The organism is Oryzisolibacter sp. LB2S (genome assembly GCF_040732315.1).
Lineage (GTDB): Bacteria > Pseudomonadota > Gammaproteobacteria > Burkholderiales > Burkholderiaceae_C > Alicycliphilus > Alicycliphilus soli.
This window is the reverse complement of record NZ_CP160388.1, coordinates 2,353,544-2,378,541: the sequence shown is the minus strand read 5'-3', so window position 1 is coordinate 2,378,541 and position 24,998 is coordinate 2,353,544. Positions and strand designations below refer to the sequence as shown.

The following is a 24,998-nucleotide window of genomic DNA, read 5'->3' as shown; positions in this document are numbered from 1 at the left end:
GATATGAAACCCATCCAAGTTGGCCTGCTCGGTATCGGCACCGTGGGCAGTGGCGTGTTCAACGTGCTTGCGCGCAACCAGGAGGAGATCCGCCGCCGCGCGGGCCGCGGCATCGAGATCGCCTGCGTGGCCGATCTGGACGTGGAGCGCGCCCGCTCCATCGTGGGCGAGCGCGCCCGCGTGGTGGGCGATGCGCGCGAGGTCATCGCCAACCCCGACATCGACATCGTCGTCGAGCTCATCGGCGGCTACGGCATCGCGCGCCAGCTGGTGCTCGAGGCCATTGCCGCGGGCAAGCATGTGGTGACGGCCAACAAGGCGCTGCTGGCCGTGCACGGCACGGAGATCTTCAAGGCCGCGGCCGAGAAGGGCGTGGTCGTGGCCTACGAGGCGGCCGTGGCCGGCGGCATCCCCATCATCAAGGCGCTGCGCGAGGGCCTGACGGCCAACCAGATCCAGTGGGTGGCCGGCATCATCAACGGCACGACCAACTTCATCCTGTCCGAGATGCGCGACAAGGGCCTGGACTTCGACGTGGTGCTCAAGGAGGCCCAGCGCCTGGGCTATGCCGAGGCCGACCCGACCTTCGACATCGAGGGCGTGGACGCCGCGCACAAGGCCACGATCATGAGCGCCATCGCCTTTGGCATTCCGGTGCAGTTCGACAAGGCCTATGTCGAGGGCATCACCAAGCTCGCCGCGGCCGACATCCGCTACGCCGAGCAGCTCGGCTACCGCATCAAGCTGCTGGGCATCACCAAGCGCACCGACAAGGGCGTGGAGCTGCGCGTACACCCCAGCCTGGTGCCGGCCAAGCGCCTGATCGCCAACGTCGAGGGCGCGATGAACGCCGTCGTCGTGCATGGCGACGCCGTGGGCACGACGCTGTACTACGGCAAGGGCGCGGGCAGCGAGCCCACGGCCAGCGCCGTGATAGCCGACCTGGTGGACATCACGCGCCTGATCGAGGCCGACCCCACGCACCGCGTGCCGCCGCTGGCCTTCCAGAGCCACACGCTGGGCGAGGCCGGCAAGGACCTGCCCGTGCTGCCCATGGCCGACGTGGTGACGAGCTACTACCTGCGCATCCGCGTGGCCGACGAGGCCGGCGTGCTGGCCAGGATCACCGGCCTGCTGGCCGGCGCCGGCATCAGCATCGATGCCGTGCTGCAGCGCGAGGCCGACGAGGTGGGCGGCGAGGGATCGACGCAGACCGACCTCATCATCCTCACGCACGACACGCGCGAGGGCGACATGGATGCGGCGCTGGCCCAGATCCAGCAGCTGCCCACGGTGCTGGCACCGATCACGCGCATCCGCAAGGAAGAGCTGAGCAACTGAGGGGCGCGACCAACCATGCTGTACCTCTCCACCCGCGGCCACCCGGACCGCAAGCGCTTCTGTGACATCCTGCTCGAGGGCCTGGCGCCCGACGGCGGCCTGTACCTGCCCGAGCATTACCCGCAGATCGACGCCGCGCGCCTGGCGCAGCTGCGCGCCACCTACCGCGACCAGGGCTATGCCGCGCTGGCGTTCGAGATCCTCTCGCTCTACATCGACGACATCCCAAGCGCCGACCTGCGCGCCCTGTGCGAGAAGACGTACACGGCCGAGGTCTTCGGCACGCGCGAGATCGTACCGCTGCGCCGGCTCGAGGGCCACCTGTGGATCGAGGCCCTGTCCAACGGCCCCACGCTGGCCTTCAAGGACATGGCCATGCAGCTCCTGGGCAACCTGTTCGAGTACGAGCTGGCCCGCCGCGGCGAGGAGCTCAACATCCTGGGCGCGACCAGCGGCGACACCGGCAGCGCGGCCGAATACGCCATGCGCGGCAAGAAGGGCGTGCGCGTGTTCATGACCAGCCCGCATGGGCGCATGAGCCCATTCCAGCAGGCGCAGATGTTCAGCTTGCAGGACGCCAACATCCACAACCTCGCCATCGAGGGTGTGTTCGACGACTGCCAGGACATCGTCAAGGCCGTGAGCAACGACCACGCGTTCAAGGCACGCTACAAGATAGGCACCGTCAACTCCATCAACTGGGCGCGCCTCCTGGCCCAGGTGGTGTACTACTTTGCGGGCTACTTCCAGGCCACGCAGGACGATGGGCAAAAGGTCAGCTTCACCGTGCCCAGCGGCAACTTCGGCAACATCTGCGCCGGCCATGTGGCGCGCCAGATGGGCCTGCCGATCGCGCGCCTGGTGGTGGCGACGAACGAGAACGACGTGCTCGACGAGTTCTTCCGCACCGGCGCCTACCGCGTGCGCGGCTCGGCGGACACGCACGAGACCAGCAGCCCGTCGATGGACATCAGCAAGGCCAGCAACTTCGAGCGCTTCGTGTTCGACCTTGTCGGCCGCGACGCCGCGCGCACGCGAGACCTGTTCGCGCAGGGCGTGGCGCAGCAGGGCTTCTTCGACCTCGGGGGCGACCCGGTGTTCCAGGCCGCGCGCGCCCAGTACGGCTTCGAGAGTGGCAAGAGCACACATGCCGACCGCCTGGCCACGATACGCGACGTCCACCAGCGCTTCGGCCAGATCATCGACACCCACACGGCCGACGGCGTGAAGGTGGCGCGCGAGCACCTGGGCGCCGAGCCCATGATCGTGCTCGAGACGGCCCTGCCCATCAAGTTTGCCGAGACCATTCACGAGGCCCTGGGCCGTGCGCCCGAGCGCCCCGCGAAGTTCGAGGGCATAGAGCAGCTCCCGAAGCGCGTGCAGCGCCTGCCGGCCGATGCCGCGCAGGTCAAGGCCTATATCGCCGCGCATTGCGACTGATGCGCGCCATGTGGCCGGTGCATGTCCAGCAGGCGTGGGCAATGGCTTGCGCTTGCCCCGTCATCCCCGCGCACGCGGGGATCCAGGGGAACAAAGGGAGCCAGCGTCTCGAAGCCTCACCGCTGTGGATTCCCGCCTGCGCGGCCATGACGCGTCAAGGACGACATCCATGAAGGTGCTCGGCTTTGCCGGTTATTCGGGCAGCGGCAAGACCACGCTGATCGAGCAGCTCATACCCTTGCTGCGCGCGCAGGGCCTGCGCGTGGCGGTGGTCAAGCATGCGCACCACCGCTTCGACATCGACCACGAGGGCAAGGACAGCTGGCGCCACCGCCAGGCCGGCGCCGCGGAGGTCATCGTGGCCTCCGACCGGCGCATGGCGCTGATGCGCGAGTTCGAGCAGCCGCATCGGCTCAGCGTGCACGCGCTGCTGGCCCAGATCGACGCGCGCATGGACTGGGTGCTGGTCGAGGGCTTCAAGGACAGCGACCTGCCCAAGATCGAGGTCTGGCGTGCGCCCACGCCCGACCACCGCGGCGGCCCCGTGCTCTACCCGCATGACGGCCGCGTCGTCGCCGTGGCCAGCGATGCGCCCGCGCTGCCCGAGCCCACGCAACTGCCGCGCCTGCACCCGGGCGAGCCGCACGCCATCGTCCGGTGGATGCTGGCCCAGGGCGCGCGCTTTGACTATGCAAGACCCGCCGAGGAGACCTGCGAATGACCGCGAGAGCGCCCCTGAAACCCCTGGATGAGGCCCTGGCCGAGCTGCTGGAGCGGGCCCTGCCGCTGGCCGGCAGCGACACCGTGAGCACCTTCGACGCCGACGGCCGCGTGCTGGCCCAGGCCATCGTCTCGCCGCTGCAGGTGCCGCCGCAGGACAACAGCGCCATGGACGGCTACGCCCTGCGCTGCGCCGACGTCACGGCCCCGGGCGTCGCGCTCCAAGTGTCCCAGCGCATCGCCGCGGGTCAGACGGGCGCGCCGCTGGCCGCCGGCACGGCCGCGCGCATCTTCACGGGCGCGCCAGTGCCCGCGGGGGCCGACGCCATCGTCATGCAGGAAGACTGCGAGGCGCTCGCCGACGGCGCGCGCGTGCGCATCAACGCCGTGCCGCAGCCGCTCCAGTGGATACGCCGCGCGGGCGAGGACATCCGCCTGGGCGCCCAGGTGCTGGCCGCCGGCACGCGCCTGACCCCGGCCGCCCTGGGCCTTGCGGCCAGCGTCGGCCTGGCCGAGTTGCAGGTGGCGCGGCGCCCGCGCGTGGCGCTGTTTTCCACGGGCGACGAGCTCGTCATGCCCGGCGCTGTGCCGCCCGACAAGATGCCCCCCGGCGCCATCTACAACAGCAACCGCTTCGTGCTGCGCGCCATGCTCGAGCGCCTGGGCTGCGAGGTGACCGACCTAGGCATAGTGCCCGACCGGCGCGAGGCCACCGTGGCCGCGCTGCGCGAGGCCAGCGGCGGCCACGACCTGATCCTGACCAGCGGCGGCGTGTCGGTGGGCGAGGAAGACCATATCAAGCCCGCCGTGCAAAGCCTGGGCAGCCTGGACCTGTGGCAGATCGCCATCAAGCCCGGCAAGCCCTTTGCCTATGGTCATGTGGGTGGCGCGCATTTCATGGGCCTGCCGGGCAACCCGGTATCGAGCCTCGTGACCTTCTGCCTGCTCGTGCGGCCCTTTGTGCTGCGCCTGCAGGGCGTGGTCGATATCGCTCCTAAATCAATAGCTGTAACCGCTGGATTTGATTGGCCCAGGGCCGACAAACGCCGTGAATTCCTGCGCGTGCGCCATGCGCCGGACGGCACGCTCGAGCGCTTTGCCAACCAAAGCTCGGGCGTGCTCACCTCGGCCGCCTGGGCCGATGGCCTGGTGGACAACCCCGCGGGCCAGACGATTGCGCGCGGCGACCGCGTGCGCTTTCTGCCGTTCTCGGAGCTGCTGTCATGACCGTGCCCACCACACCCATCACCATCACCATCACCGTGCGCTACTTCGCCTCCATCCGTGAGGCCGTGGGAGTCGGGCAGGAGCGGCTGCAGACCCGTGCCGCCACGCTGGGCGCGCTGCGCGACGAGCTCATCGCGCGCGGCGAGCCCTGGGCCGGCAGCCTCGCGCGCGAGCGCGCCGTGCGCATGGCGCTCAACCAGGTCATGGGCCAGGAGGCGACGCCGCTGGCCGACGGGGCCGAGGCCGCCTTCTTCCCGCCCGTCACCGGGGGCTGACGGCCTCGGCCTCACACCCTCTCAGGCTCGGGCAGCTCGGGGCTGCGCCAGTTCAGCAGCTCGGCCAGGCGCAGCGTGATCCAGCGCGCCTCCGCCGCGCTCACGCCCGTGCCCGGCGCGGCCAGGCCCGCGTGCATGCCCTGCAGCACCCCTTCCTCGGAGCGTGCGCCGCTCTGGTAGATCTGCCCGGCCTGCTCCACGAGATGGCAGGCCAGGTCCTCGCACAGTTCGTAGCGTGCGCGCAGCTCGTCCAGGGGTAGGCGCAAACGCTGGCGCGCATCGCTTTAGAGCGCGATGAAGGAGGGCGGAATCAGGATCTGGTTGTCGTCTTCGTGCATGGGCGGCATTGTCCCGCACGGCAAACAACAAGGGCGCGGCACCTCGATGGATGCGGCGCCCCGGCGGCGGGTGTCAGCAGCGCCCCATCAGGACTTCTCGCCGTCCTTGGGCGCGTCGTTGCGCGTGAACAGCCAGACGAAGAAGGCCAGCATGCACAGCATGAAGCCGATGCCGACAGCGCTGAACAGACCCACCTCGGTGGTGAAGAGTTGCTTGAGCAATGCCATGACGCTTTTCTCCCGTTGTTGACTCTTGCGTTCATTGCAGCGCAACAGGGCGTGGGCGCCATTGAGGCAGGTCAAGAATACGGGTTTACCCTAGTATCCTGCTCGGGTATTGCCGCAGGGCCGGCGGCCCGGCTCAGTCGGGCACGAACAGGCGCTCGAAGCGCTCGCGGTCGGCCTCGAGCTCGAAGCTCACGAGCTGGCCCATCTTGCCGTCGGCCTTGCGGTAGGCGCCAAACAGGCTGTAGCGGCCCGCCAGGTCGAAGCTCGGCAGGTCGATGAGCGCATAGGGCTGGGCCACGAAGCTCTGGTGCGCAAACACCACGCGGTGCGCGTTCTGCGGCGAGGGGTAGAGCGTGTAGTCGGGTGTGTCTATGGTCTGCTGGGCCATGGGGCGGGGCGGTAAAGTGCTGGAAATCCCGCAATTTTGCCGCCCCGCCACCATGACCCGCGTTTCCATCCAGACCGAGGACTTCGATGTTTCCACCGAGCTTGCCGCTTTGCGTGCCCAGGACGCGCGCGTGGGCGCCGTGTGCTGCTTCGTGGGCACGGTGCGCGACCGCAACGAGGGCGACAGCGTGCGCACCATGGAGCTCGAGCATTACCCGGGCATGACCGAGAAGTCCATAGAGGCCATGATCGATGCGGCCTTCGCGCGCTTTGACCTGTACGGCGCGCGCGTCATCCACCGCGTGGGGCTGCTCGCGCCGCTCGACCAGATCGTGCTGGTGGCCGTGACCAGCGCGCACCGCGGCGAGAGCTTCCAGGCCTGCGAGTTTTTGATGGACTACCTCAAGACCCAGGCGCCGTTCTGGAAAAAGGAACAGACGCCTAGCGGAGCGCGCTGGGTCGATGCGCGCGTGACGGACGACGCGGCCATGGCGCGCTGGGGCCTGGCGCTGCCGCCGATGGCCCCATCTTGATGCGTTCTTGATACCCGCCAGCGCAATCTTGACCCCGGCCTGATACCCCCAAACCTAGCATTCCTCCATCGCACAACGGAGGAATGCCATGCACTTACCACCCCACCCCTTGACCGCTCCCAAGGAGCGCCCATGAGCAGCCCGCTGGTTCTTCAATGGCTGGCCGGCGCTGCCGTGCTGGCCCTGTTCGTCTACCTCGGCTACGCCCTGCTGCGGCCGGAGCAGTTCTGACGCCGGGAGTCGCGACATGGGAGACCTGCTCTTTATCGGCCTGTCGGCCGCGTTCTTTGCCGCTACCGCCTGGGCTGTCCTGGCGCTGCGTCGGCTGTGAATACGTTCCAAGGGGGAACTATGGAAATCAATCTCACCGGCTTTGCGCTGGTGCTGCTGGCCATGGGCGCGCTGGCCCTGCCCATGGGCCACTGGCTGGCCAAGGCCTTTGAAGACGAGCGCCACTGGGCGCTCGAACGCCTGAGCTACCGCGCCCTGGGCGTGGACCCGGCCGAGCGCATGGGCTGGGCGCGCTACGGCCTGGCGCTGCTCTTGTCCAACGCCGCCATGATGGCCCTGGGCTACCTGGTGCTGCGCCTGCAGGGCTGGCTGCCGTGGAACGACCTGGGCAACGCCGCGCAGACGCCGGACCTGGCCTTCAACACGGCGGCCTCGTTCATCACCAACACCAACTGGCAGGCCTACGCGGGCGAGAGCAGCCTGTCCAACGCCACGCAGATGCTGGCCATCACCTTCCTGATGTTCTGCGGCGCCACGGCCGGCGTGGCGGCGGCGGGCGGCTTCATCCGTGGGCTCGCGCGCGCCAGCAGCCAGGACCTGGGCAACTATTGGGTGGACTTCATGCGCGTGCTCTGGCGCGTGATGCTGCCGCTGTGCTTTGTCATGGCGCTGGTCTATGTCTGGCAGGGCATGCCGCAGACGCTCGACAGCCAGGCCGTGGCCACCACGCTCGAAGGCGCGCGCCAGCAGATCGTGCTCGGCCCGGTGGCCAGCTTCGAGACCATCAAGCACATCGGCACCAACGGCGGCGGCTTTTTCAGCATGAACGCCGCGCACCCGTTCGAGAACCCCACGCCGCTGACCAACACCTTGCACATCCTCTCGATGCTGCTGATTCCGTCGGCGCTCACCGTCACCTGCGGCCTGATGCTGGCGCGCCGGCGCCAGGGCTGGGTGTTCCTGGGTGCCTTCGTGGTGATGTTCATCGGCTTTCTGGCCCTGGTGTACGGCGCCGAGCAAAGCGGCAACCCGCTGCTCACCGCAGCGGGCGCGGACCAGCAGCTCTCGGCCAGCCAGAGCGGCGGCAACATGGAGGGCAAGGAAACGCGCTTTGGCATTGCCGCCACGGCCCTGTTCGTGACCACCACCACGGCGGCCACCACCGGCTCGGTCAACGCCATGCACGACTCGCTCACCCCCCTGGGCGGCCTGGTGCCGCTGGCTCAGATGATGCTCAACTGCGTGTTTGGCGGCGACGGCGTGGGCCTCATCAACCTCATCCAGTACGCCATCCTCACCATCTTTCTGGCCGGCATGATGATCGGGCGCACGCCCGAGTTTCTGGGCAAGAAGATCGAGGCGCGCGAGATCAAGCTCGTCATGCTCTCGGTGCTGGCGCACCCGGCATCCATCCTGGGCTTCACGGCGCTGGCCATGCTCTGGCCCGACACGCCCGCCAGCCTGGCCAACCGGGGCGCGCATGGCTTCTCCGAGGTGCTCTACGCCTACAGCTCGGGCACGGCCAACAACGGCTCGGCCTTTGCCGGCTTCAACGCCAACACGCCGTTCTTCAACACCACCATCGGCCTGGCCATGCTCGTGGGGCGTTACCTCACGCTGCTGCCGCTGCTGGCCGTGGCCGGTTCGCTCGCCGCCAAGAAGACCGTGCCCGAGGGCCCTGGCACCTTCCCCACCGCCACGCCGCTGTTCATGGGCCTGCTGGTGTTCGTGGTGCTCATCGTCGGCGGCCTGACCTTCCTGCCCGCCCTGGCGCTGGGCCCCGTGGTCGAGCAGCTGCAAATGCTCGCCGGCCAGGTGCAACCGTGATTGGAAATTTGCCATGACCACCCATACCCTTTCTGTTTCCGCCCGCACCCCGGCGCAGCGCAGCCCGCTGCAGGGGCTGCTTGGCCCCTGCATGCGCGGCGCCTTGTTCGTGGCCCTGGTGACGGGCCTGGCCTACCCGCTGCTCACCACCGGCGTGGCCCAGCTGGTGCTGCCGGCACAGGCCGCGGGCAGCCTGGTGCGCCAGGGCGATGCCATCGTCGGCTCGCAGCTCATCGGCCAGCATTTCACGGCGGCGCATTTCTTTCACGCCCGCCCCAGCGGCACCAGCGCACCCGACCCGCAGGATGCCAGCAAGACGGTGAGCGCGCCCTACAACGCCGGCGCCTCGGCCGCCAGCAACCAGGGGCCGACCAACGCCGCCCTGATCGAGGCCGTGGCCGAGCGTGCCCGCGCCTACCGCAGCGCCAACGGCCTGGCGGCCCATGCCGCCGTGCCGGTGGACGCCGTCACCGCCTCGGGCTCGGGGCTCGATCCGCATATCTCGCTGGCCAACGCCCAGCTGCAGGCGCCGCGCGTGGCCCAGGCACGGGGCCTGGCCCCCGCCCAGGTGCAGGCCCTGGTGGCCGCGCACACCGAGGGCCGCTTGCTCGGCCTGTGGGGCGAGCCGCGCGTCAACGTGCTGGCCCTGAACCTGGCGCTGCTGGCGCAGGCCGCGCCTGCGGTCGCCGTCCTTGCCGAGGAGGCACACCATGCACAATAAAAAATCCCTGTCCCTGTTCGATCCCGCGCTCACGCGCCAGGCGCTGCGCGAGTCGCTCGCCAAGCTCGCGCCCCAGGCCCAGTGGCGCAACCCGGTGATGTTCGTCGTCTACCTGGGCTCCATCCTCACCACGCTCTTGTTCTTTCAGGCCCTGGCGGGCGAGGGTGAGGCGCCGGCGGGCTTCATCCTGGCCGTCAGCCTGTGGCTGTGGTTCACGGTGCTGTTTGCCAACTTTGCCGAGGCCCTGGCCGAAGGCCGCAGCAAGGCCCAGGCGGCCAGCCTGCGCGGCCTGAAAAAGCAGACCTGGGCCAAGAAGCTCGATGGCAGCCGCTACGAAGCGGGCCACCATGCACGCAGCGCATTGCAATGGCTGCCCATCGAGGCCGACAGCCTGCGCAAGGGCGACGTTGTGCTGGTCGAGGCGGGCGAGACCATCCCTGCAGACGGCGAGGTGCTCGACGGCGTGGCCTCGGTGGACGAGTCGGCCATCACCGGCGAATCGGCGCCCGTGATCCGCGAGTCGGGCGGTGACTTTTCCGCCGTCACCGGCGGCACCCGCGTGCTCTCGGACTGGATCGTGGTGCGCGTGGCGGTGAACCCGGGCGAGACCTTTGTCGATCGCATGATCGCCATGGTCGAGGGCGCAAACCGCAAGAAAACGCCCAACGAGATCGCGCTCACCATCCTGCTGGTGGGGCTCACGCTGGTGTTCCTGCTGGTCATTGCCACGCTGCTGCCGTTCTCGCAGTTTGCCGTGGCGCAGGCCGGCAGCGGGGCGGTGGTGGGCATCACGGTGCTGGTGGCGCTTCTGGTGTGCCTGATTCCGACCACCATCGGCGGCCTGCTCTCGGCCATTGGCGTGGCGGGCATGAGCCGGCTGATGCAGGCCAACGTGATCGCCACCTCGGGCCGCGCCGTGGAGGCTGCGGGCGACGTGGACGTGCTGCTGCTGGACAAGACCGGCACCATCACCCTGGGTAACCGCCAGGCCAGCAGCTTCATCGCCGCGCCGGGCGTGGGCGAGGAGCAGCTGGCCGACGCCGCGCAGCTCGCGTCGCTGGCCGACGAAACCCCCGAGGGCCGCAGCATCGTCGTGCTGGCCAAGCAGCGCTTCAACCTGCGCGAGCGTGACGTGGAAAAGCTCGGCGCCCAGTTCGTGCACTTCTCGGCGCAGACGCGTATGAGCGGCGTGGACATGGCGGGCCCTGAAGGAGGGGGCCGCAGCATCCGCAAGGGCGCGGCCCAGGCCGTGCGCCAGCATATTGAGGCGCTGGGCGGGAGTTTTCCGCCCGAGCTGCAGCAGGTGGTGGACGAGGTCGCGCGCCGGGGCAGCACGCCGCTGGTGGTGGCCGAGGGCCGCCGCGCGCTGGGCGTTGTCGAGCTCAAGGACATCGTCAAGGGCGGCATCAAGGAGCGCTTTGCCGAGTTGCGCCGCATGGGCATCAAGACCGTGATGATCACCGGCGACAACCGCCTCACGGCCGCCGCCATTGCCGCCGAGGCCGGGGTGGACGACTTCCTGGCCGAGGCCACGCCCGAGGCCAAGCTGGCGCTGATCCGGGCGCACCAGGCGCAGGGCCAGCTCGTGGCCATGACCGGCGACGGCACCAACGACGCCCCGGCCCTGGCCCAGGCCGACGTGGCCGTGGCCATGAACACCGGCACCCAGGCGGCCAAGGAGGCGGGCAACATGGTGGACCTCGACAGCAACCCCACCAAGCTGATCGAGATCGTCGAGACCGGCAAGCAGATGCTGATGACGCGCGGCGCGCTCACCACCTTCAGCATCGCCAACGACCTGGCCAAGTACTTCGCCATCATCCCGGCGGCCTTTGTCAGCACCTACCCGCAGCTGGCGGCGCTCAACGTCATGGGCCTGGCCAGCCCCAGCTCGGCCATCCTGTCGGCGGTGATCTTCAACGCCCTCATCATCGTCGTGCTGATCCCGCTGGCGCTCAAGGGCGTGCCGTACCGCGCTGCCCCAGCGGCTGCCCTGCTGCGGCGCAACCTGCTGATCTACGGCCTGGGCGGGGTCATCGTGCCCTTTGTCGGCATCAAGCTGATTGATGTATTGATTTCGGCCATAGGGCTTGCTGGATAAGCGCAAGCGGCTATCAAAACATAGTAATGATGGCGCTTGATTCACCCCTTGCCGATGGCCTGGCCGTGCTCGCTGCCCTGGCCGTGCTGCTGCTGCCCGTGGCCCTGGCCTGGCTGCTGGTGCGCCGCAGTGCCGGCGCGCCGGCGCAGGACGACGAGCAGGCCTGATTCCCTCACTACCATTGACCATGCCCGCTGAAATGCACGACGCCGCCGACACCCGCCCCGATCCCGACGCGCTGCTGCGCCAGGTGCACGCCGAGGCGGCGCAGGTCGGGCGCGGGCGGCTGAAGATTTTCTTTGGCGCCTCGGCCGGGGTGGGCAAGACCTACGCCATGCTCGCCGCTGCACACCGGGCGCAGGCGCAGGGCCGGCCGCTGGTGGTGGGCCTGGTCGAAACCCATGGGCGCGCCGAGACCGAGGCCATGGCCGCCGAGCTGCCCCGGCTGGTGCTGCGCGACGTGGCCCACCGGGGTCATGTGCTGCAGGAGTTTGACCTGGACGCGGCCCTGGCCTTTGGCGCGCAGCATCTGGGCGGGGCCGAGCCGCCGCTGGTGCTGCTCGACGAGCTGGCGCACAGCAACGCCCCCGGCTCGCGCCACCCCAAGCGCTGGCAGGACGTGCAGGAGCTGCTGGCCGCGGGCATCGACGTGTGGAGCACGATGAACGTGCAGCACCTGGAGAGCCTCAACGACATCGTTGGCGGCATCACCGGCATCCGCGTGTGGGAGACGGTGCCCGACACCCTGTTCGACAGCGCCGACGAGGTGGTGGTGGTCGATCTGCCGCCCGACGAGCTGCTGGCGCGGCTGGCGGCGGGCAAGGTCTATATCCCGGCGCAGGCCGAGCAGGCGGCGGCCAACTTTTTTCGCAAGGGCAACCTGATCGCGCTGCGCGAGCTGGCGCTGCGCCGCACGGCCGACCGGGTGGACAGCCAGATGCAGACCTGGCGCCGCACCAGCGGCCATGTGGGTGGACAGCCGCAATGGTCCACGCGCGACGCGCTGCTCGCCTGCGTGGGCCCGGGCGCGGGTGGCGAGGCCGTGGTGCGCAGCGCAGCACGCCTGGCGGCGCAAAGCGGCCTGCCCTGGCACGCGGTGTTTGTCGATGCGCCCTCGCAGCAGAACGTGGAGCCGGCCGCGCGCGAGCAGGCGCTGCGCGCGCTCAAGCTGGCGCAGGAGCTGGGTGCGGGCATTGCCACGCCCACCGGGGCCGACGTGGTCCACACCCTGGCGCGCTACGCGCGCGAGCACAATCTCTCGCGCCTGGTGCTGGGGCGGCGCAGCGGGCGCAGGCACTGGCGCGCCTCGCTCACCGAGCGCCTGGCCGAGCTGACGCCGGACATGGACATTCTGCAGGTGCCGCTGCCCGCGCGCGAACGCGTGCCCGAGCGTCGCCCCAGCGCGGCCGCCGCGCCTCTGGCTTGGCAGGGCTATGCGCTGGCTACCGGCGCCTGCTTTGCCGTGGCCCTGCTGGCCACGCCGCTGAGCAGCTGGCTGGAGCTGACCAATATCGTCATGCTGTTTTTGCTGGTGGTGGTGGGTGTGGCGCTGCGCCATGGGCGCGGGCCGGCCATGCTGGCGGCCTTTCTGGGCGTGGCGCTGTTCGACTTTTTCTTTGTGCCGCCGCGCCTGTCCTTCAGCGTCAGCGACGTGCAATACCTCATCACCTTCGCCGTGATGCTGGTGGTGGCGCTGGTCGTGGGCCAGCTCATGGCCAGCCTGCGTACCCAGGCGCGCGCCGCCACCGAGCGCGAGCGCCGCGTGCGCGGGCTCTACCAGATGTCGCGCGAGCTCTCGGCCGTGCTGCAGGTCGAGCAGGTGGCCGAGGTGGCGGCACGCTTTTTGCGTGCCGAGTTTGCGGCCCAGTCGGCCCTGTTGGTGGCCGACGACGACAACCGTTTGGTGCTTCAGCCCGGCGCCACGGCGGCGGTGGACCCGGCCGTGGCGCAATGGTGCTTTGACCACGGCGAGGCCGCCGGCCGGGGCACCAACACCCTGCCCGCCAGCGCCAGCCTGCTGCTGCCGCTCAAAGGCCCCATGCGCCTGCGCGGCGTGCTGGTGCTGCAGCCGGCACAGACCAGCACGCTCACGCCCGAGCAGCGCCAGCTGCTCGATACCTGTGCCTCGCTGCTGGCGATCTCGATCGAGCGCATCCACTACATCCAGGTGGCGCAGAGCACGACGGTGCAGATGGAATCCGAGCGCCTGCGCAACTCGCTGCTCTCGGCCATCTCGCACGACCTGCGCACGCCGCTGGCGGCCCTGGTGGGCCTGGCCGACACCTTGCAAAGGGCGCAGCCGCCGCTGATGCCCGCACACGCCGAGACGGCGGCCGCCATGCGCGAATCGGCCCAGCGCATGAACGCCCTGGTCGCCAACCTGCTTGACATGGCGCGCCTGGAGGCGGGCAGCGTGCCACTGCGCCGCGAGTGGCTGCCGCTCGAAGAGGTGCTGGGCAGCGCCCTGCAGTCCTGCCAGGGCCTGCTGGCGCGGCACCCGGTGGCGCTGCAGCTGCAGGACGATCTGCCGCTCCTGCACCTGGACGGCACGCTGCTCGAACGCGTGCTGGCCAACCTGCTGGAAAACGCCGCCAAGTACACCCCGGCGGAGACGCCCATCCGCATCGCCGCCGCGCCGCTGGCGCAAGAGGTGCGCATCACCGTCGATGACGACGGCCCGGGCCTGCCGCCTGGGCGCGAGGAGGCGGTGTTCGAGAAATTCGAGCGCGGCAGCAAGGAGCAGGCCGCCCCCGGTGTGGGCCTGGGCCTGGCCATCTGCCGCGCCATCGTGCAGGCGCATGGCGGGCGCATCTGGGGCGAAAATCGCCAGCAGGAGGGCCGGGTGGCCGGGGCGCGCTTTGTCATCGTGCTGCCGCGTGGCGAGCCGCCGCAGGACGATGGCAGCCAGGCATTGCCCGCAGAGACACCATGAACGAAATTCGCATCCTGATCGTCGAGGACGAGGACCACATCCGCCGCTTTGTGCGCCTGACCTTGGCAGCCGAGGGCTACGAGGTGTTCGAGGCCGCCAGCTGCCAGCGCGGCCTGATCGAGGCCGGCACGCGCCGCCCCGACATGCTGGTGCTCGACCTGGGCCTGCCCGATGGCGACGGCGTGGGCCTGATCCGCGAGCTGCGTACCTGGTCGGCCCTGCCCATCATCGTGCTCTCGGCGCGCAGCAGCGAGGCCGACAAGATCACCGCACTCGATGCAGGTGCCGACGACTACCTGGTCAAGCCCTTTGGCGCGGGCGAACTGCTGGCGCGCGTGCGCGCCCAGCTGCGCCGCCACCAGGGCCAGACGGCAGCGGGCGAGCCGCTGGTGCGCTTTGGCGATGTGAGCATCGACCTGGTGCGGCGCAGCGTGGAGCGTGCCGGCCAGGCACTGCACCTGACGCCCATCGAATACCGCCTGCTGACCCACCTGGCCGCGCACCCGGAGAAGGTGCTCACGCACCAGCAGCTGCTGCAGGCCGTGTGGGGGCCGGGCCACGCCAGCGACACGCATTACGTGCGCGTGCACATGGCCAATCTGCGCAAGAAGCTCGAAGACGACCCGGCGCGCCCGCGCCACCTGCGCACCGAGGCGGGCATAGGCTACCGGCTGGTGGTGTGAACAGAGCCGCACGCGCTGGCGCTTGAAAACAAGGGGTGTTGCCACAAAGTGCTGGGCAATCAAATTCTGTTTATGGAGAGGATTCCGTTTCCATGCGCATCGACAAGCTCACCACCAAATTCCAGGAGGCCCTGGCCGACGCCCAGTCGCTCGCCCTGGGCCACGACAACGCCTACATCGAACCCGTGCACCTGCTGGCCGCCATGCTGCGCCAGGAGGACGGGCCGCGCGCGCTGCTCGAGCGTGCCGGCGCCAGCGCCCCCGGCCTGCTGAAGGCGGCCGAGGCGGCCATCAAGCGCCTGCCCCAGGTGCAGGGCCATGACCAGGTGCAGCCCAGCCCCGAGCTCGGCCGCGTGCTGCAGGCCACCGAGAAGGAGGCCATCCAGCGCGGCGACCAGTTCATCGCGAGCGAGCTGTTCCTGCTGGCCCTGGTGGACAGCAAGGGCGAGGCCGCGCAGATCGCCAAGGAGCATGGCCTGTCGCGCAAGAGCCTGGAGGCCGCGATCGATGCCGTGCGCGGCGGCCAAGGCGTGGACAGCGCCGAGGCCGAGGGCCAGCGCGAGGCGCTCAAGAAATACTGTCTGGACCTGACCGAGCGCGCCCGCGCCGGCAAGCTAGACCCCGTGATTGGCCGCGACGACGAGATCCGCCGCGCCATCCAGGTGCTGCAGCGGCGCAGCAAGAACAACCCGGTGCTGATCGGCGAGCCCGGCGTGGGCAAGACCGCCATCGTCGAGGGTCTGGCCCAGCGCATCGTCGCGGGCGAGGTGCCCGAGAGCCTCAAGGGCAAGCGCGTGCTGGTGCTGGACATGGCGGGGCTCTTGGCCGGCGCCAAGTACCGCGGCGAGTTCGAGGAGCGCCTGAAATCCGTGCTCAAGGAGGTGGCGCAGGACGAGGGCCGCATCATCCTGTTCATCGACGAGATCCACACCATGGTCGGCGCCGGCAAGGCCGAGGGCGCGATCGACGCGGGCAATATGCTGAAACCCGCCCTGGCGCGCGGCGAGCTGCACTGCATTGGCGCGACCACGCTCGACGAATACCGCAAGTACATCGAGAAGGACGCGGCGCTCGAGCGGCGCTTCCAGAAGGTGCTGGTCGAGGAACCGTCGGTGGAGGACACCATCGCCATCCTGCGCGGCCTGCAGGTGCGCTATGAGGCGCACCACGGCGTGGACATCACCGACCCGGCCATCGTCGCCGCGGCCGAGCTCTCGCACCGCTATATCACCGACCGCTTTCTGCCCGACAAGGCCATCGACCTGATCGACGAGGCCGCGGCGCGCATCAAGATCGAGATCGACTCCAAGCCCGAGGCGCTGGACAAGCTCGACCGGCGCATGATCCAGCTCAAGATCGAGCGCGAGGCCATGAAGAAGGAGCAGGACGAGGCCTCGCAAAAGCGCCTGCAGCTGATCGAGGAGGAACTCGCCGGCGCCGAGCGCGAATACGCCGACCTGGAGGAAATCTGGAAGGCAGAGAAGGCCAGCGCCCAGGGCAGCGAGCAGATCCGGAAGGACATAGACGCCATCCGCATCCAGATGGATGACTTGAAGCGCAAGGGCGACTACAACAAGGTCGCCGAGCTGCAGTACGGCCGCCTGCCTGAGCTGGAAAAGCGCCTGAAGGAGGCGCAGGACAGCGAGGCCGGCGGTGGCGCGGCCAAACACCAGCTGCTGCGCACCCAGGTGGGCGCGGAGGAGATCGCCGAGGTCGTGAGCCGTGCCACGGGCATTCCCGTGGCCAAGATGATGCAGGGCGAGAAGGACAAGCTGCTGCACATGGAAGGCCGCCTGCACGAGCGCGTCGTGGGTCAGGACGAGGCCATCTCCGCCGTGGCCAATGCCATCCGCCGCTCGCGCTCGGGCCTGTCGGATCCGAACCGACCGCTGGGCAGCTTCCTCTTCCTCGGCCCCACGGGCGTGGGCAAGACCGAGCTGTGCAAGGCGCTGGCGGGCTTTCTGTTCGACAGCGAAGAGCACCTGGTGCGCATCGACATGAGCGAGTTCATGGAAAAGCATAGCGTCGCGCGCTTGATTGGCGCGCCTCCGGGCTATGTGGGCTATGAAGAGGGCGGCTACCTGACGGAGGCCGTGCGCAGAAAGCCGTATTCCGTGCTGCTGCTCGACGAGGTCGAGAAGGCGCATCCGGACGTGTTCAACGTGCTGCTGCAGGTGCTCGACGACGGACGCCTGACCGACGGCCAGGGCCGCACCGTGGACTTCAAGAACACGGTCATCGTCATGACCAGCAACATCGGCTCGCCGCTGATCCAGGCCATGGTGGGCCAGGACGCGGATGACATCAAGGAAGCGGTCTGGGGGGAACTAAAAACCCATTTCCGGCCCGAATTCCTCAACCGCATCGACGAGACGGTGGTCTTCCATGGGCTCGACGCCAAGCACATCGAGGCCATTGCGCGCATACAGCTCAAGCTGCTGGAGGCACGCCTGGCGAAGATGGACCTGGAGCTGCGGGTGTCGCCGGCCGCGCTGGCCGAGCTCGCCAAGGTGGGGTTCGACCCGGTGTTTGGCGCGCGACCCTTGAAGCGCGCGATACAGCAGCGCATCGAGAACCCGCTGTCCAAGCTGCTGCTCGAGGGCCGCTATCCGCCCAAGAGCGTGATCGCCGTGGATGTCGATCCGGTGCAGGAGCCAGGGGTATTTCACTTTGGCAGTGCCGCTGCGGCGGATTGAGTCCTACCATAGAGGCGTGCGGCGCAGACCGCACGCCCATCTGTCTGAAAGGGGCATGGTTTGAATGAAGTTGTCACCGGCGTGATCCGCTGGACCTTGCGACTCGTGGTGTTTGCCATGGGCGTGCTCTTCTTCCTGAGCCTGGTGGCCGCCGCGGCGGTGCTGGCGCTCGTGTGGGGCGTGCGCGCGCTCTGGGCGCGCCTGACGGGCCGGCCCGTCACGCCCTGGGTCATGCGCATGGACCCGCGCACTGGCTGGAGCACGGTCTACCGCAGCACGGCCCGCTGGACGGCGAACAAGCCCGGCCAGCCGCGCCGCAGCGAGGGCGCGCCGGCGCATGACATCACCGACGTGGTGCCCCGCGAGCTTCCCTGATTTGCTCCTGAAACATGAGCTGCCGGCGCTGGCTGAACAAGCGCCGGCAGTTTTTTTTATTCAATTTTCCGGCGGCGCGTACTGCGCGATCACCTGCGCCTCGGTGAGCATGGGCGTCTGATTGGCGAAGGCGTAGTAGGTGGGCTTGTTGTCCACGTAGATCTGGCTGGCCAGCACGAAGTCCTGCGTGTCGAAGCAGCCGGCCGGGATGAAGTACTCGCCCGTGGCCAGCAGCCTGTAGTACAGGTGCGTGCCGCAGTGCCTGCAGAACGCGCGCTCCGCCCAGTCCGAGGAGGCGTAGACGGTGATCTGGTCCTCGCCCGCAAAGCGCACCTGCGGCCCGCAGTGCACGGCCAGCAGCGGCCCGCCGCCCCAGCGGCGGCAGAAGCCGCAGTGGCAGGCGCCGATTTCCTTGGTGTCGGGCGCCGTGAAGGAGACTGCGCCGCAGAGGCAATGACCGTTCATCGCAATGGCCTTTCAAACCAGGGGAGGGGGGGAGCGCGCCATCTTACGGGCCGGCATGCGCCGGCACAATGCGCGCCGCGCTGGCCTTCATCGCCCACCTATCATGACCGCCATGCATCCCAACCGTGTTCGCCACCTGTTCGATATCCAGCATCATGCCAGCCGGGCCCAGCCCGATGTGCCCGTCACCCTCAGGCGCGAGCGCCTGCTGCGCCTGTCCAAGCTCCTCAATGGCCATGGAGCGGAGCTCGCGGCCGCCGTGCAGGCGGACTTCGGCGTGCGCTCGCCGCGCCTGACCGAGATCGCCGATCTGTTCGTGCTGCGCACGCAGCTAGCGCACACGCTGCGCCACCTCGCGCGCTGGTGCCGGCGCAGCCGGGTGCGCACGCCGCCGCATCTGCAGCCGGCGCAGGCCTGGATAGAGCGCCAGCCGCTCGGCGTGGTGGGCGTGATCTCGCCCTGGAACTATCCCGTGCAGCTGGCCCTGGCTCCGGCCATCGACGCGCTGGCCGCGGGCAACCGCGTCATGCTCAAGCCCAGCGAGCTCACGCCCCACACCTCGGCGCGGCTCGCGGAGCTCGTGGCGCAATACTTTGCGGCCGACGAGTTCTGCGTCGTGCCGGGTGATGCCGCCGTCGCGGCGCTCGTGGCCTCGCTGCCGTTCGACCATCTGGTGTTCACGGGCTCCACCGCCGTGGGTCGCAAGGTGGCGCAGGCGGCAGCGGCCAACCTCACGCCGACCACGCTCGAGCTCGGCGGCAAGTCACCCGCCATCATCGATGCCGATTGCGACCTGCAGGATGCCGCGCTCAAGATCGCGCACGGCAAGCTCATCAACGCCGGCCAGACCTGTATCGCGCCCGACTATGTGCTGCTTGCGCGTGGCAGCGAGGCCGCGTTTGCCGAGGCCTACCGCACCGCCGTGGCGCGGCTCTTCCCCTACTTCGAGGGCAACCCGGACTACGCCGCCATCATCAGTCCGCGCCACCTCGCGCGCCTGCGCACCATGCTGCAGCAGGCGCAGACCCTGGGCGCGGACGTCCAGGTGCTGCAGAGTGCGCCGGGCACGCCCGCACCGCCCCAGGGCATAGGCGACGGGGTGGGGCGGCAGATGGCGCCGGTGCTGGTGTTCGGCGCCACGCCGGCCATGCAGATCCTGCAGGAGGAGATCTTTGGCCCGGTGCTCCCCGTGCTCTCCTACGAGCGGATCGACGACGCCATCGCCCACATCAACGCCGGTCCGCGGCCGCTTGCGCTGTACTGGTTCGGCCGCAGCGATGCCGTGCGCGATGATGTGCTGCGCCGCACCGTGAGCGGCGGCGTGTCGGTCAACGACACGCTCACCCACATCGCCCATGACAACCTGCCCTTTGGCGGCGTGGGCGACAGTGGCTGGGGCGCCTACCACGGCGAGGCCGGGTTTCTGCGCTTTAGCCACCAGAAGTCGGTGCTGGTGCAGTCGCGCTGGTCCATGGGCCACCTGCTGTACCCGCCCTACGGTGCGCGCTTCGACAGGCTCATGGGACTGGTGCGCCGGTTTTTCTGACGCCGGCGTGCATGCCACAGCCGGCGGCACTTGCGTGGAATGGCGGGGATGGGAGCAAGGAAACTTGAACCCCTAGCGCAGAAAAGGGCAATTGAGGGAAAATACTGAGTTTCGCCAAATTCATCCGTTGTTGTTTCCCCATGTCCAGTATTCAGGTTCGTCCCGCCACGCTTCGTGATGCCAAAGCCATTGCCCAGGTCCATACCGCCTCGGCCCTGGAGGCATACCGGGGGCTGGTGCCGGACGATCAATTGAAATCCATGTCTTCGGTCGAGAAGCGCCAGGCCTACTGGCGCGAGGCCATTGAGTATTGCGAGCCCCAGGTCCAGGTGGCCGTGGACGGCGACAAGATCGTCGGCTTCGTCGGCTTCGACCGCTCGCGCGATGAAAAGACCCGCAACACCACGGGCGAGATCTGGGCCATCTACGCCGCGCCCTCCCACTGGGACAAGGGCGTGGGCGTGGCCCTGTGGGACGCCGCGCGCGACGGCCTGCACGAAGAGGGCTGCACCACCGTCACGGCCTGGGTGCCGCTGCGCAACGAGCGCGCCCTGCGCTTTCACGAAATGGCCGGCTTCAAGCGCGAGATGAACACCGCCAAGACGGCCGTGATCGGCGGCGTGAAGATCGAGGAAGTGCGCCTCAAGCGCTCGGTCAACTGATCGACTTTCCATGACCACAGGCGGCCCGGCCATGATCGAATGGAGCGAGCAAGGCCAGGCGCGCAGCGCGCTGTGGCGCTCCGAGGGCGGTGCGGCCGCGCCGCGCCGCGTGCAACTGGCCGACGACACCCTGCCCGCCGACACGGCCTTTCGCCTGGCCTGCGAGGGCACGGCCCTCGTCTGGCGCGGTGACTTCCAGAACGCGCGCCAGCTCTTGCAGGCCCTGATGCGCCGCACCGACCGCAAGACGCCGAAGGCAGCGGCCAGGGCGGCGCAGAAGCTCGCCAGCGCCAGCCCCGCCGAGCGCTTTCACCTGCACCGCCAGGCGCAGGCGCAGCGTGCACGCACGCTGGGCGCGCTGCTGATTCCGGTCGAGGGCGACTACTCCATCGCCCTGCGCCGCGCGCCCGACCTGCGCGCCGCCTGCACCGAGGCCTGGGGCCCGGCCGACGGTCGGCCCAGCCTGGTCGCGCTGCGCGAGCTGCTGGGCATCGTCGGCGCGCACGAGTGGCGCAAGAAGGGCGTGGAGATCCCCGCCCTGGGCGCGCGCATCCACCCGCATTACGGCGTGTTCTCGCCCATCAGGGGCGAGTACATCGACCTGGTGGCCGAGGCGCCGCTGCCGGCCACCGACCTGGCCTTGGACATCGGCACCGGCACCGGCGTGCTCGCGGCCTTGCTGGCACGCCGGGGCGTGGCCCGCATCGTCGCGACCGAGCTCGCCCCGCGTGCGCTGGCCTGCGCGGCCGACAACCTGGGCCGCCTGGGCCTCGAGCAACGCGTGGAGCTGCTCGCGGCCGACCTGTTTCCGCCCGGGCGCGCGCCGCTCGTGGTCTGCAACCCGCCCTGGGTGCCGGCGCGGCCGAGCTCCGCCATCGAGCAGGCCGTGTACGACGAGGGCAGCCGCATGCTGCGGGGCTTTCTGGCCGGGCTGCGCGATCACCTGACGCCGGGTGGCGAGGGCTGGCTGATCCTGTCCGACCTGGCCGAGCACCTGGGCCTGCGCACGCGCGATGAGCTGCTCGGCTGGATCGCCGCGGCGGGCCTGCGCGTGCTGGGCCGCCTGGACGCCCGCCCGCGCCACGGCAAGGCGCAGGACGCCGGCGACCCGCTGCACGCGGCGCGCGCGGCAGAGGTCACATCGCTGTGGCGCCTGGCCGTCGCGACGCCGGAAGCTACGTAAACAGTAGCTGCTGGCGCTTGTCTGCTGGGCCCTGGAGGCCGATTTGACTGAAAAGTCCGACACGCACAAACCACTGCTGCTGGCCCCCATGGAGGGCCTGCTCGACTTCGTGCTGCGCGACGTGCTCACGCGCGTGGGCGGGGTGGACCGCTGCGTGTCCGAGTTCATCCGCGTCTCGGGAAATCTGCTGAGCGACAAGACCTTTGTGCGCTACATCCCCGAGCTCAACAACGGCGGGCGCACGCTCGCCGGCGTGCCGGTGCGCGCGCAGCTGCTTGGCTCGGACCCGGTGAGCATGGCCGAGAACGCCGCGCGCCTGGCGGCCCTGGGCCCCGAGGGCATAGACCTGAACTTCGGCTGCCCGGCCAAGACCGTGAACCGCCACGGCGGCGGCGCGGCCCTGCTGCGCGAGCCCGAGACCATTGCCGCCGTGGTCGCCGCCGTGCGCCGCGCCGTGCCCGCGCATCTGCCCGTCTCGGCCAAGATGCGCCTGGGCTACGACGACGCCGGCCGCGCGCGCGAATGCGCCCAGGCCATGGAGCAGGGCGGCGCCTGCGAGCTCGTGGTGCACGCGCGCACCAAGCAGGATGGCTACCGCCCACCCGCGTACTGGGAGCAGATCCCCGCCATCCGCGCGGCCGTGCGCGTGCCCGTGGTCGCCAACGGTGAGATCTGGACCCTGGCCGACGCGCTGCGCTGCCGCGCCGAGTCGGGCTGCGATGCGCTCATGCTGGGCCGCGGCATCGTCGCCGACCCGGGCCTCGCGCTGGCCATTCGCGCCCATGACGCCGGCGCCGAGCCTGCGCCCCTGGCCTGGTCCGCGCTGGTGCCGCAGATCGCGCGCTTCTGGGATCTGGTCTGCGCCGACCTCGATCCGCCCCAGCGCGCGGGTCGTCTCAAGCAATGGCTGAACCTGCTGCGCCGGCGCTACCCCGAGGCGCAGCAGGCCTTCGACCAGGTGCGCGTCATGACCGACCAGCGCGCGATCACGGCCTGGGTGCGGCAGGCGGTGGCCGATCAGGAAACGAGCAGGTCATAGGCCGCGCGCATGCGCTGGGCATCGCGCCCCCAGCGCCGGTCCTGCGGCAGATGGCGCAGCCAGGCCAGGCGCGGCAAGGTGGCCTGCAGCGCGGCACGGAAGTCGGCGCCGCGCTGCGGGCCGGCCAGCCAGTCGTTCCACGCCATGCGCGCGCCCTCCTGTGCGCCGGCCTGCACGAGCGCCAGCGCCGTGGAATGCACATAGGCCAGCGCATCGCGCAGCTGGCACAGGTGCAGGGGCAGGGCGCGCGAGGGGTCGTCCTCGAAGTCTATGCAGGCGATCTGCCCGTCCGTGCAGCGCACCATGTTGCGCGCAAAGGCCTGGCTCAGGCATTGGCCCTGGCCGTGCACGGCGTTCAGTGTCTCAAGGCCCAGGCGCCACAGCGAAAGCACGGCGGCGGGCCCCGCGGGCACGGCGGCCTCGATCTCGTCGCCGAGCGAGGGCGTGGGCCGGCCCGGCGTGCCCAGGTCGCGCATCAGAAAGGCGTCGTCGCACGCGGCCAGCACCTCGGGTACGCGCAGGCCCAGTGCCGACAGGCTGCGCAGGCGCATGAGCTCTGTGCCTATGGCCGCGCGCCCGCCCAGGTTGGGCACGGGCTGCAGCACGGGCAGCCCCAGCACGCGCGCCGCCAGCCCCAGCAGGCGGTAGCGCCACATGCCATGGCGCGGCCCCGCGCGCTTGAGCCAGACCCGCTCGCCGTCCAGCGTGTAGGCGGCGACCAGGGGCTGCTGGCGCGGCCATTGCTGCTGCAGAAAGTGGCGGTAGTCGGGGGCGGTCAAGTTGGGGGCGGCTTGTGTGGATGGGTGCGCCGATCATATCGGCGCGCAGGCGATGGGCCGGCCATGGGCGCGGCGCTTCGTCATCCCGGCGAAAGCCGGGATCCAGGCGCCCTGAACGTTTGCGTGCGCGCGAATGGCTTGGTCTTTGCGAGCGCTAGAAATCCGCGCGCCCCGCCACGCGCGCGACGAGGCGCAGGTCGGGGCCGAGCTGCTGCACGTCGTGGAACTCCAGGCGCAGGCCGTCGGTGAGTTTTTGCAGCGCGCCCCAGCTCGACAGCCCATGGGCGCCGCTGCCCAGCAGCAGGGGCGCGAGGTAGAGCAGCACCTCGTCGACCAGGCCCTCGCGCAGAAAGGAGCCGTTGAGCTTGTGCCCGGCCTCCAGGTGCAGTTCGTTCACGCTGCGCCGGCCCAGGTCGTGCAGCATGGCGGGCAGGTCCACCTTGCCATGGGCGTTGGGCAGATGGATGACGGTGGCGCCGCGCGCCTGCAGCGCGGGAAGGCGCTCGGGGTGCTCCTGGGCGGCGTAGATCAGCACCTCGCGCCCGGGCACGTCAAACAGCCGCGCGCCGGGCGGCGTCTGCAGCCGGCTGTCCACGATCACCAGATGCGGCTGGCGCGGCGTGGCCACCTCGCGCACGTTGAGCAGTGGGTCGTCCTCGAGCACCGTGCCAATGCCCGTGAGCACCGCGCAGGCGCGCGCGCGCCAGGCATGGCCGTCGGCGCGCGCGGCCGGCGAGGTGATCCACTGGCTCGCGCCATTGGCCAGCGCCGTCACGCCGTCGAGCGAGGCCGCGGCCTTCATCCGCACCCAGGGCGTGCCGCGCACCATGCGGCTGAAGAAACCGATGTTGAGCTCGCGCGATTGCGCCGCGCCCGGCCCCACCTCGACCTCGACGCCCGCCGCGCGCAGGCGCGCAAAGCCCTGGCCCGCCACGAGCGGGTTGGGGTCGGCGATGGACGCCACCACGCGGCCCACGCCGGCGCGTATCAGCGCCTCGCAGCAGGGCCCGGTGCGGCCCTGGTGGGCGCAGGGTTCGAGCGTCACATAGGCCGTCGCGCCGCGCACGTCGTTGCCGCGCGCCTGGGCGTCGCGCAGCGCCACCACCTCGGCGTGCGGGCCGCCGGCCTGCTGGGTGAAGCCCTGGCCCAGCACCCGGCCGTCGCCGGTCGTGATCACGCAGCCCACGCGCGGGTTGGGGTTGGAAAGACAAAGCGCCTGGGCGGCAAGCCCAAGCGCCTGGGTGATGAAGGGATGCGGGTCAGTCATGG

24 protein-coding genes and 1 pseudogene are annotated in these 24,998 nt (G+C 69.8%); 19 read left to right on the top strand and 6 right to left on the bottom strand.

The window, feature by feature from the left end:
* Window positions 1-3 precede the first annotated feature (3 nt).
* The 5 genes from ABUE11_RS11220 to ABUE11_RS11200 all read left to right on the top strand — a co-directional run bounded on the left by ABUE11_RS11220 (window position 4) and on the right by ABUE11_RS11200 (window position 5,003).
* The gene (locus ABUE11_RS11220; protein WP_367065403.1) at window positions 4-1,341 is read left to right on the top strand and encodes a homoserine dehydrogenase; all 1,338 of its coding nucleotides are present in this window, start codon (window positions 4-6) and stop codon (window positions 1,339-1,341) included.
* A gap of 15 nt (window positions 1,342-1,356) precedes the next feature.
* The gene (thrC, locus tag ABUE11_RS11215; protein WP_367065402.1) at window positions 1,357-2,781 is read left to right on the top strand and encodes a threonine synthase; all 1,425 of its coding nucleotides are present in this window, start codon (window positions 1,357-1,359) and stop codon (window positions 2,779-2,781) included.
* Between the two features lie 169 nt (window positions 2,782-2,950).
* Window positions 2,951-3,502: a molybdopterin-guanine dinucleotide biosynthesis protein B gene (mobB, locus tag ABUE11_RS11210; protein ID WP_367065401.1), complete on the top strand. Its 552-nt coding sequence runs from the start codon at window positions 2,951-2,953 to the stop codon at window positions 3,500-3,502.
* Window positions 3,499-4,728 (top strand): gephyrin-like molybdotransferase Glp, encoded by a 1,230-nt coding sequence (glp, locus tag ABUE11_RS11205; protein WP_367065400.1) that lies wholly within the window; start codon window positions 3,499-3,501, stop codon window positions 4,726-4,728. Before mobB ends, glp begins: the two co-directional genes overlap by 4 nt.
* The gene (locus ABUE11_RS11200) at window positions 4,725-5,003 is read left to right on the top strand and encodes a MoaD/ThiS family protein (protein ID WP_367065399.1); all 279 of its coding nucleotides are present in this window, start codon (window positions 4,725-4,727) and stop codon (window positions 5,001-5,003) included. Before glp ends, ABUE11_RS11200 begins: the two co-directional genes overlap by 4 nt.
* Before the next feature lie 11 nt (window positions 5,004-5,014).
* Here ABUE11_RS11200 and ABUE11_RS11195 read toward each other — a convergent pair.
* The 3 genes and pseudogenes from ABUE11_RS11195 to ABUE11_RS11185 all read right to left on the bottom strand — a co-directional run bounded on the left by ABUE11_RS11195 (window position 5,015) and on the right by ABUE11_RS11185 (window position 5,957).
* Window positions 5,015-5,341: pseudogene (locus ABUE11_RS11195) on the bottom strand (hypothetical protein).
* 87 nt (window positions 5,342-5,428) lie between these two features.
* Window positions 5,429-5,569 (bottom strand): DUF3149 domain-containing protein, encoded by a 141-nt coding sequence (locus ABUE11_RS11190; RefSeq protein ID WP_367065398.1) that lies wholly within the window; start codon window positions 5,567-5,569, stop codon window positions 5,429-5,431.
* A gap of 133 nt (window positions 5,570-5,702) precedes the next feature.
* Window positions 5,703-5,957, bottom strand: coding sequence for a hypothetical protein (locus tag ABUE11_RS11185; RefSeq protein ID WP_367065397.1), 255 nt, complete (start codon window positions 5,955-5,957; stop codon window positions 5,703-5,705).
* A gap of 52 nt (window positions 5,958-6,009) precedes the next feature.
* Here ABUE11_RS11185 and ABUE11_RS11180 point away from each other — a divergent pair, with 52 nt between their 5' ends.
* The 10 genes from ABUE11_RS11180 to ABUE11_RS11135 all read left to right on the top strand — a co-directional run bounded on the left by ABUE11_RS11180 (window position 6,010) and on the right by ABUE11_RS11135 (window position 18,055).
* Complete coding sequence (locus tag ABUE11_RS11180) at window positions 6,010-6,489, top strand: molybdenum cofactor biosynthesis protein MoaE (protein ID WP_367065396.1); 480 nt, start codon at window positions 6,010-6,012, stop codon at window positions 6,487-6,489.
* Window positions 6,490-6,621: 132 nt separating this feature from the next.
* Complete coding sequence (kdpF, locus tag ABUE11_RS11175; protein WP_367065395.1) at window positions 6,622-6,720, top strand: K(+)-transporting ATPase subunit F; 99 nt, start codon at window positions 6,622-6,624, stop codon at window positions 6,718-6,720.
* A gap of 120 nt (window positions 6,721-6,840) precedes the next feature.
* Complete coding sequence (gene kdpA, locus ABUE11_RS11170; protein ID WP_367065394.1) at window positions 6,841-8,547, top strand: potassium-transporting ATPase subunit KdpA; 1,707 nt, start codon at window positions 6,841-6,843, stop codon at window positions 8,545-8,547.
* Window positions 8,548-8,560: 13 nt separating this feature from the next.
* A complete protein-coding gene (gene kdpC / locus ABUE11_RS11165) occupies window positions 8,561-9,268 on the top strand; it encodes a K(+)-transporting ATPase subunit C (RefSeq protein WP_367065393.1) in 708 nt (235 codons plus the stop codon).
* Window positions 9,258-11,369 carry a potassium-transporting ATPase subunit KdpB gene (gene kdpB / locus ABUE11_RS11160; protein WP_367065392.1) on the top strand — a complete coding sequence of 704 codons (2,112 nt, stop codon included), beginning with the start codon at window positions 9,258-9,260 and terminating at the stop codon, window positions 11,367-11,369. The genes kdpC and kdpB overlap by 11 nt, the downstream gene beginning before the upstream one ends.
* A 29-nt stretch (window positions 11,370-11,398) precedes the next feature.
* Complete coding sequence (locus tag ABUE11_RS11155) at window positions 11,399-11,536, top strand: hypothetical protein (RefSeq protein ID WP_367065391.1); 138 nt, start codon at window positions 11,399-11,401, stop codon at window positions 11,534-11,536.
* Window positions 11,537-11,556: 20 nt separating this feature from the next.
* A complete protein-coding gene (locus ABUE11_RS11150) occupies window positions 11,557-14,301 on the top strand; it encodes a DUF4118 domain-containing protein (RefSeq protein ID WP_367065390.1) in 2,745 nt (914 codons plus the stop codon).
* The gene (kdpE, locus tag ABUE11_RS11145; RefSeq protein WP_367065389.1) at window positions 14,298-14,984 is read left to right on the top strand and encodes a two-component system response regulator KdpE; all 687 of its coding nucleotides are present in this window, start codon (window positions 14,298-14,300) and stop codon (window positions 14,982-14,984) included. Before ABUE11_RS11150 ends, kdpE begins: the two co-directional genes overlap by 4 nt.
* Before the next feature lie 92 nt (window positions 14,985-15,076).
* Window positions 15,077-17,680, top strand: a complete 2,604-nt coding sequence (clpB, locus tag ABUE11_RS11140; RefSeq protein ID WP_367065388.1) for an ATP-dependent chaperone ClpB — start codon at window positions 15,077-15,079, stop codon at window positions 17,678-17,680.
* 60 nt (window positions 17,681-17,740) lie between these two features.
* The gene (locus ABUE11_RS11135; RefSeq protein WP_367065387.1) at window positions 17,741-18,055 is read left to right on the top strand and encodes a hypothetical protein; all 315 of its coding nucleotides are present in this window, start codon (window positions 17,741-17,743) and stop codon (window positions 18,053-18,055) included.
* A gap of 60 nt (window positions 18,056-18,115) precedes the next feature.
* Here ABUE11_RS11135 and ABUE11_RS11130 read toward each other — a convergent pair whose 3' ends face one another.
* The gene (locus ABUE11_RS11130; protein WP_367065386.1) at window positions 18,116-18,520 is read right to left on the bottom strand and encodes a GFA family protein; all 405 of its coding nucleotides are present in this window, start codon (window positions 18,518-18,520) and stop codon (window positions 18,116-18,118) included.
* 112 nt (window positions 18,521-18,632) lie between these two features.
* Between ABUE11_RS11130 and ABUE11_RS11125 the strand changes: the two genes are divergently transcribed.
* From ABUE11_RS11125 to ABUE11_RS11110, 4 genes are all read left to right on the top strand, one after another.
* Entirely contained in the window at window positions 18,633-20,066 is a 1,434-nt protein-coding gene (locus ABUE11_RS11125) for a coniferyl aldehyde dehydrogenase (protein ID WP_367065385.1), read from the top strand.
* Between the two features lie 140 nt (window positions 20,067-20,206).
* The gene (locus ABUE11_RS11120) at window positions 20,207-20,728 is read left to right on the top strand and encodes a GNAT family N-acetyltransferase (RefSeq protein WP_367065384.1); all 522 of its coding nucleotides are present in this window, start codon (window positions 20,207-20,209) and stop codon (window positions 20,726-20,728) included.
* A 31-nt stretch (window positions 20,729-20,759) separates the two neighbouring features.
* A complete protein-coding gene (locus ABUE11_RS11115; RefSeq protein ID WP_367068809.1) occupies window positions 20,760-21,911 on the top strand; it encodes a class I SAM-dependent methyltransferase in 1,152 nt (383 codons plus the stop codon).
* 88 nt (window positions 21,912-21,999) lie between these two features.
* The gene (locus tag ABUE11_RS11110; protein ID WP_367068808.1) at window positions 22,000-22,950 is read left to right on the top strand and encodes a tRNA-dihydrouridine synthase; all 951 of its coding nucleotides are present in this window, start codon (window positions 22,000-22,002) and stop codon (window positions 22,948-22,950) included.
* Here ABUE11_RS11110 and ABUE11_RS11105 read toward each other — a convergent pair.
* Window positions 22,929-23,729, bottom strand: coding sequence for a hypothetical protein (locus tag ABUE11_RS11105; protein ID WP_367065383.1), 801 nt, complete (start codon window positions 23,727-23,729; stop codon window positions 22,929-22,931). The genes ABUE11_RS11110 and ABUE11_RS11105 overlap by 22 nt on opposite strands.
* A gap of 154 nt (window positions 23,730-23,883) precedes the next feature.
* Complete coding sequence (gene ribD, locus ABUE11_RS11100; RefSeq protein WP_367065382.1) at window positions 23,884-24,996, bottom strand: bifunctional diaminohydroxyphosphoribosylaminopyrimidine deaminase/5-amino-6-(5-phosphoribosylamino)uracil reductase RibD; 1,113 nt, start codon at window positions 24,994-24,996, stop codon at window positions 23,884-23,886.
* Between the last annotated feature and the right edge of the window lie 2 nt (window positions 24,997-24,998).

Excerpts from the sequence above, each read along its gene's own strand:
- ABUE11_RS11220 (WP_367065403.1), top strand. The coding sequence starts at position 4 with ATGAAACCCATCCAAGTTGGCCTGCTCGGTATCGGCACCGTGGGCAGT.
- thrC (WP_367065402.1), top strand. The coding sequence starts at position 1,357 with ATGCTGTACCTCTCCACCCGCGGCCACCCGGACCGCAAGCGCTTCTGT.
- mobB (WP_367065401.1), top strand. The coding sequence starts at position 2,951 with ATGAAGGTGCTCGGCTTTGCCGGTTATTCGGGCAGCGGCAAGACCACG.
- glp (WP_367065400.1), top strand. The coding sequence starts at position 3,499 with ATGACCGCGAGAGCGCCCCTGAAACCCCTGGATGAGGCCCTGGCCGAG.
- ABUE11_RS11200 (WP_367065399.1), top strand. The coding sequence starts at position 4,725 with ATGACCGTGCCCACCACACCCATCACCATCACCATCACCGTGCGCTAC.
- ABUE11_RS11190 (WP_367065398.1), bottom strand. The coding sequence starts at position 5,569 with ATGGCATTGCTCAAGCAACTCTTCACCACCGAGGTGGGTCTGTTCAGC.
- ABUE11_RS11185 (WP_367065397.1), bottom strand. The coding sequence starts at position 5,957 with ATGGCCCAGCAGACCATAGACACACCCGACTACACGCTCTACCCCTCG.
- ABUE11_RS11180 (WP_367065396.1), top strand. The coding sequence starts at position 6,010 with ATGACCCGCGTTTCCATCCAGACCGAGGACTTCGATGTTTCCACCGAG.
- kdpF (WP_367065395.1), top strand. The coding sequence starts at position 6,622 with ATGAGCAGCCCGCTGGTTCTTCAATGGCTGGCCGGCGCTGCCGTGCTG.
- kdpA (WP_367065394.1), top strand. The coding sequence starts at position 6,841 with ATGGAAATCAATCTCACCGGCTTTGCGCTGGTGCTGCTGGCCATGGGC.
- kdpC (WP_367065393.1), top strand. The coding sequence starts at position 8,561 with ATGACCACCCATACCCTTTCTGTTTCCGCCCGCACCCCGGCGCAGCGC.
- kdpB (WP_367065392.1), top strand. The coding sequence starts at position 9,258 with ATGCACAATAAAAAATCCCTGTCCCTGTTCGATCCCGCGCTCACGCGC.
- ABUE11_RS11155 (WP_367065391.1), top strand. The coding sequence starts at position 11,399 with ATGGCGCTTGATTCACCCCTTGCCGATGGCCTGGCCGTGCTCGCTGCC.
- ABUE11_RS11150 (WP_367065390.1), top strand. The coding sequence starts at position 11,557 with ATGCCCGCTGAAATGCACGACGCCGCCGACACCCGCCCCGATCCCGAC.
- kdpE (WP_367065389.1), top strand. The coding sequence starts at position 14,298 with ATGAACGAAATTCGCATCCTGATCGTCGAGGACGAGGACCACATCCGC.
- clpB (WP_367065388.1), top strand. The coding sequence starts at position 15,077 with ATGCGCATCGACAAGCTCACCACCAAATTCCAGGAGGCCCTGGCCGAC.
- ABUE11_RS11130 (WP_367065386.1), bottom strand. The coding sequence starts at position 18,520 with ATGAACGGTCATTGCCTCTGCGGCGCAGTCTCCTTCACGGCGCCCGAC.
- ABUE11_RS11125 (WP_367065385.1), top strand. The coding sequence starts at position 18,633 with ATGCATCCCAACCGTGTTCGCCACCTGTTCGATATCCAGCATCATGCC.
- ABUE11_RS11120 (WP_367065384.1), top strand. The coding sequence starts at position 20,207 with ATGTCCAGTATTCAGGTTCGTCCCGCCACGCTTCGTGATGCCAAAGCC.
- ABUE11_RS11115 (WP_367068809.1), top strand. The coding sequence starts at position 20,760 with ATGATCGAATGGAGCGAGCAAGGCCAGGCGCGCAGCGCGCTGTGGCGC.
- ABUE11_RS11110 (WP_367068808.1), top strand. The coding sequence starts at position 22,000 with ATGGAGGGCCTGCTCGACTTCGTGCTGCGCGACGTGCTCACGCGCGTG.
- ribD (WP_367065382.1), bottom strand. The coding sequence starts at position 24,996 with ATGACTGACCCGCATCCCTTCATCACCCAGGCGCTTGGGCTTGCCGCC.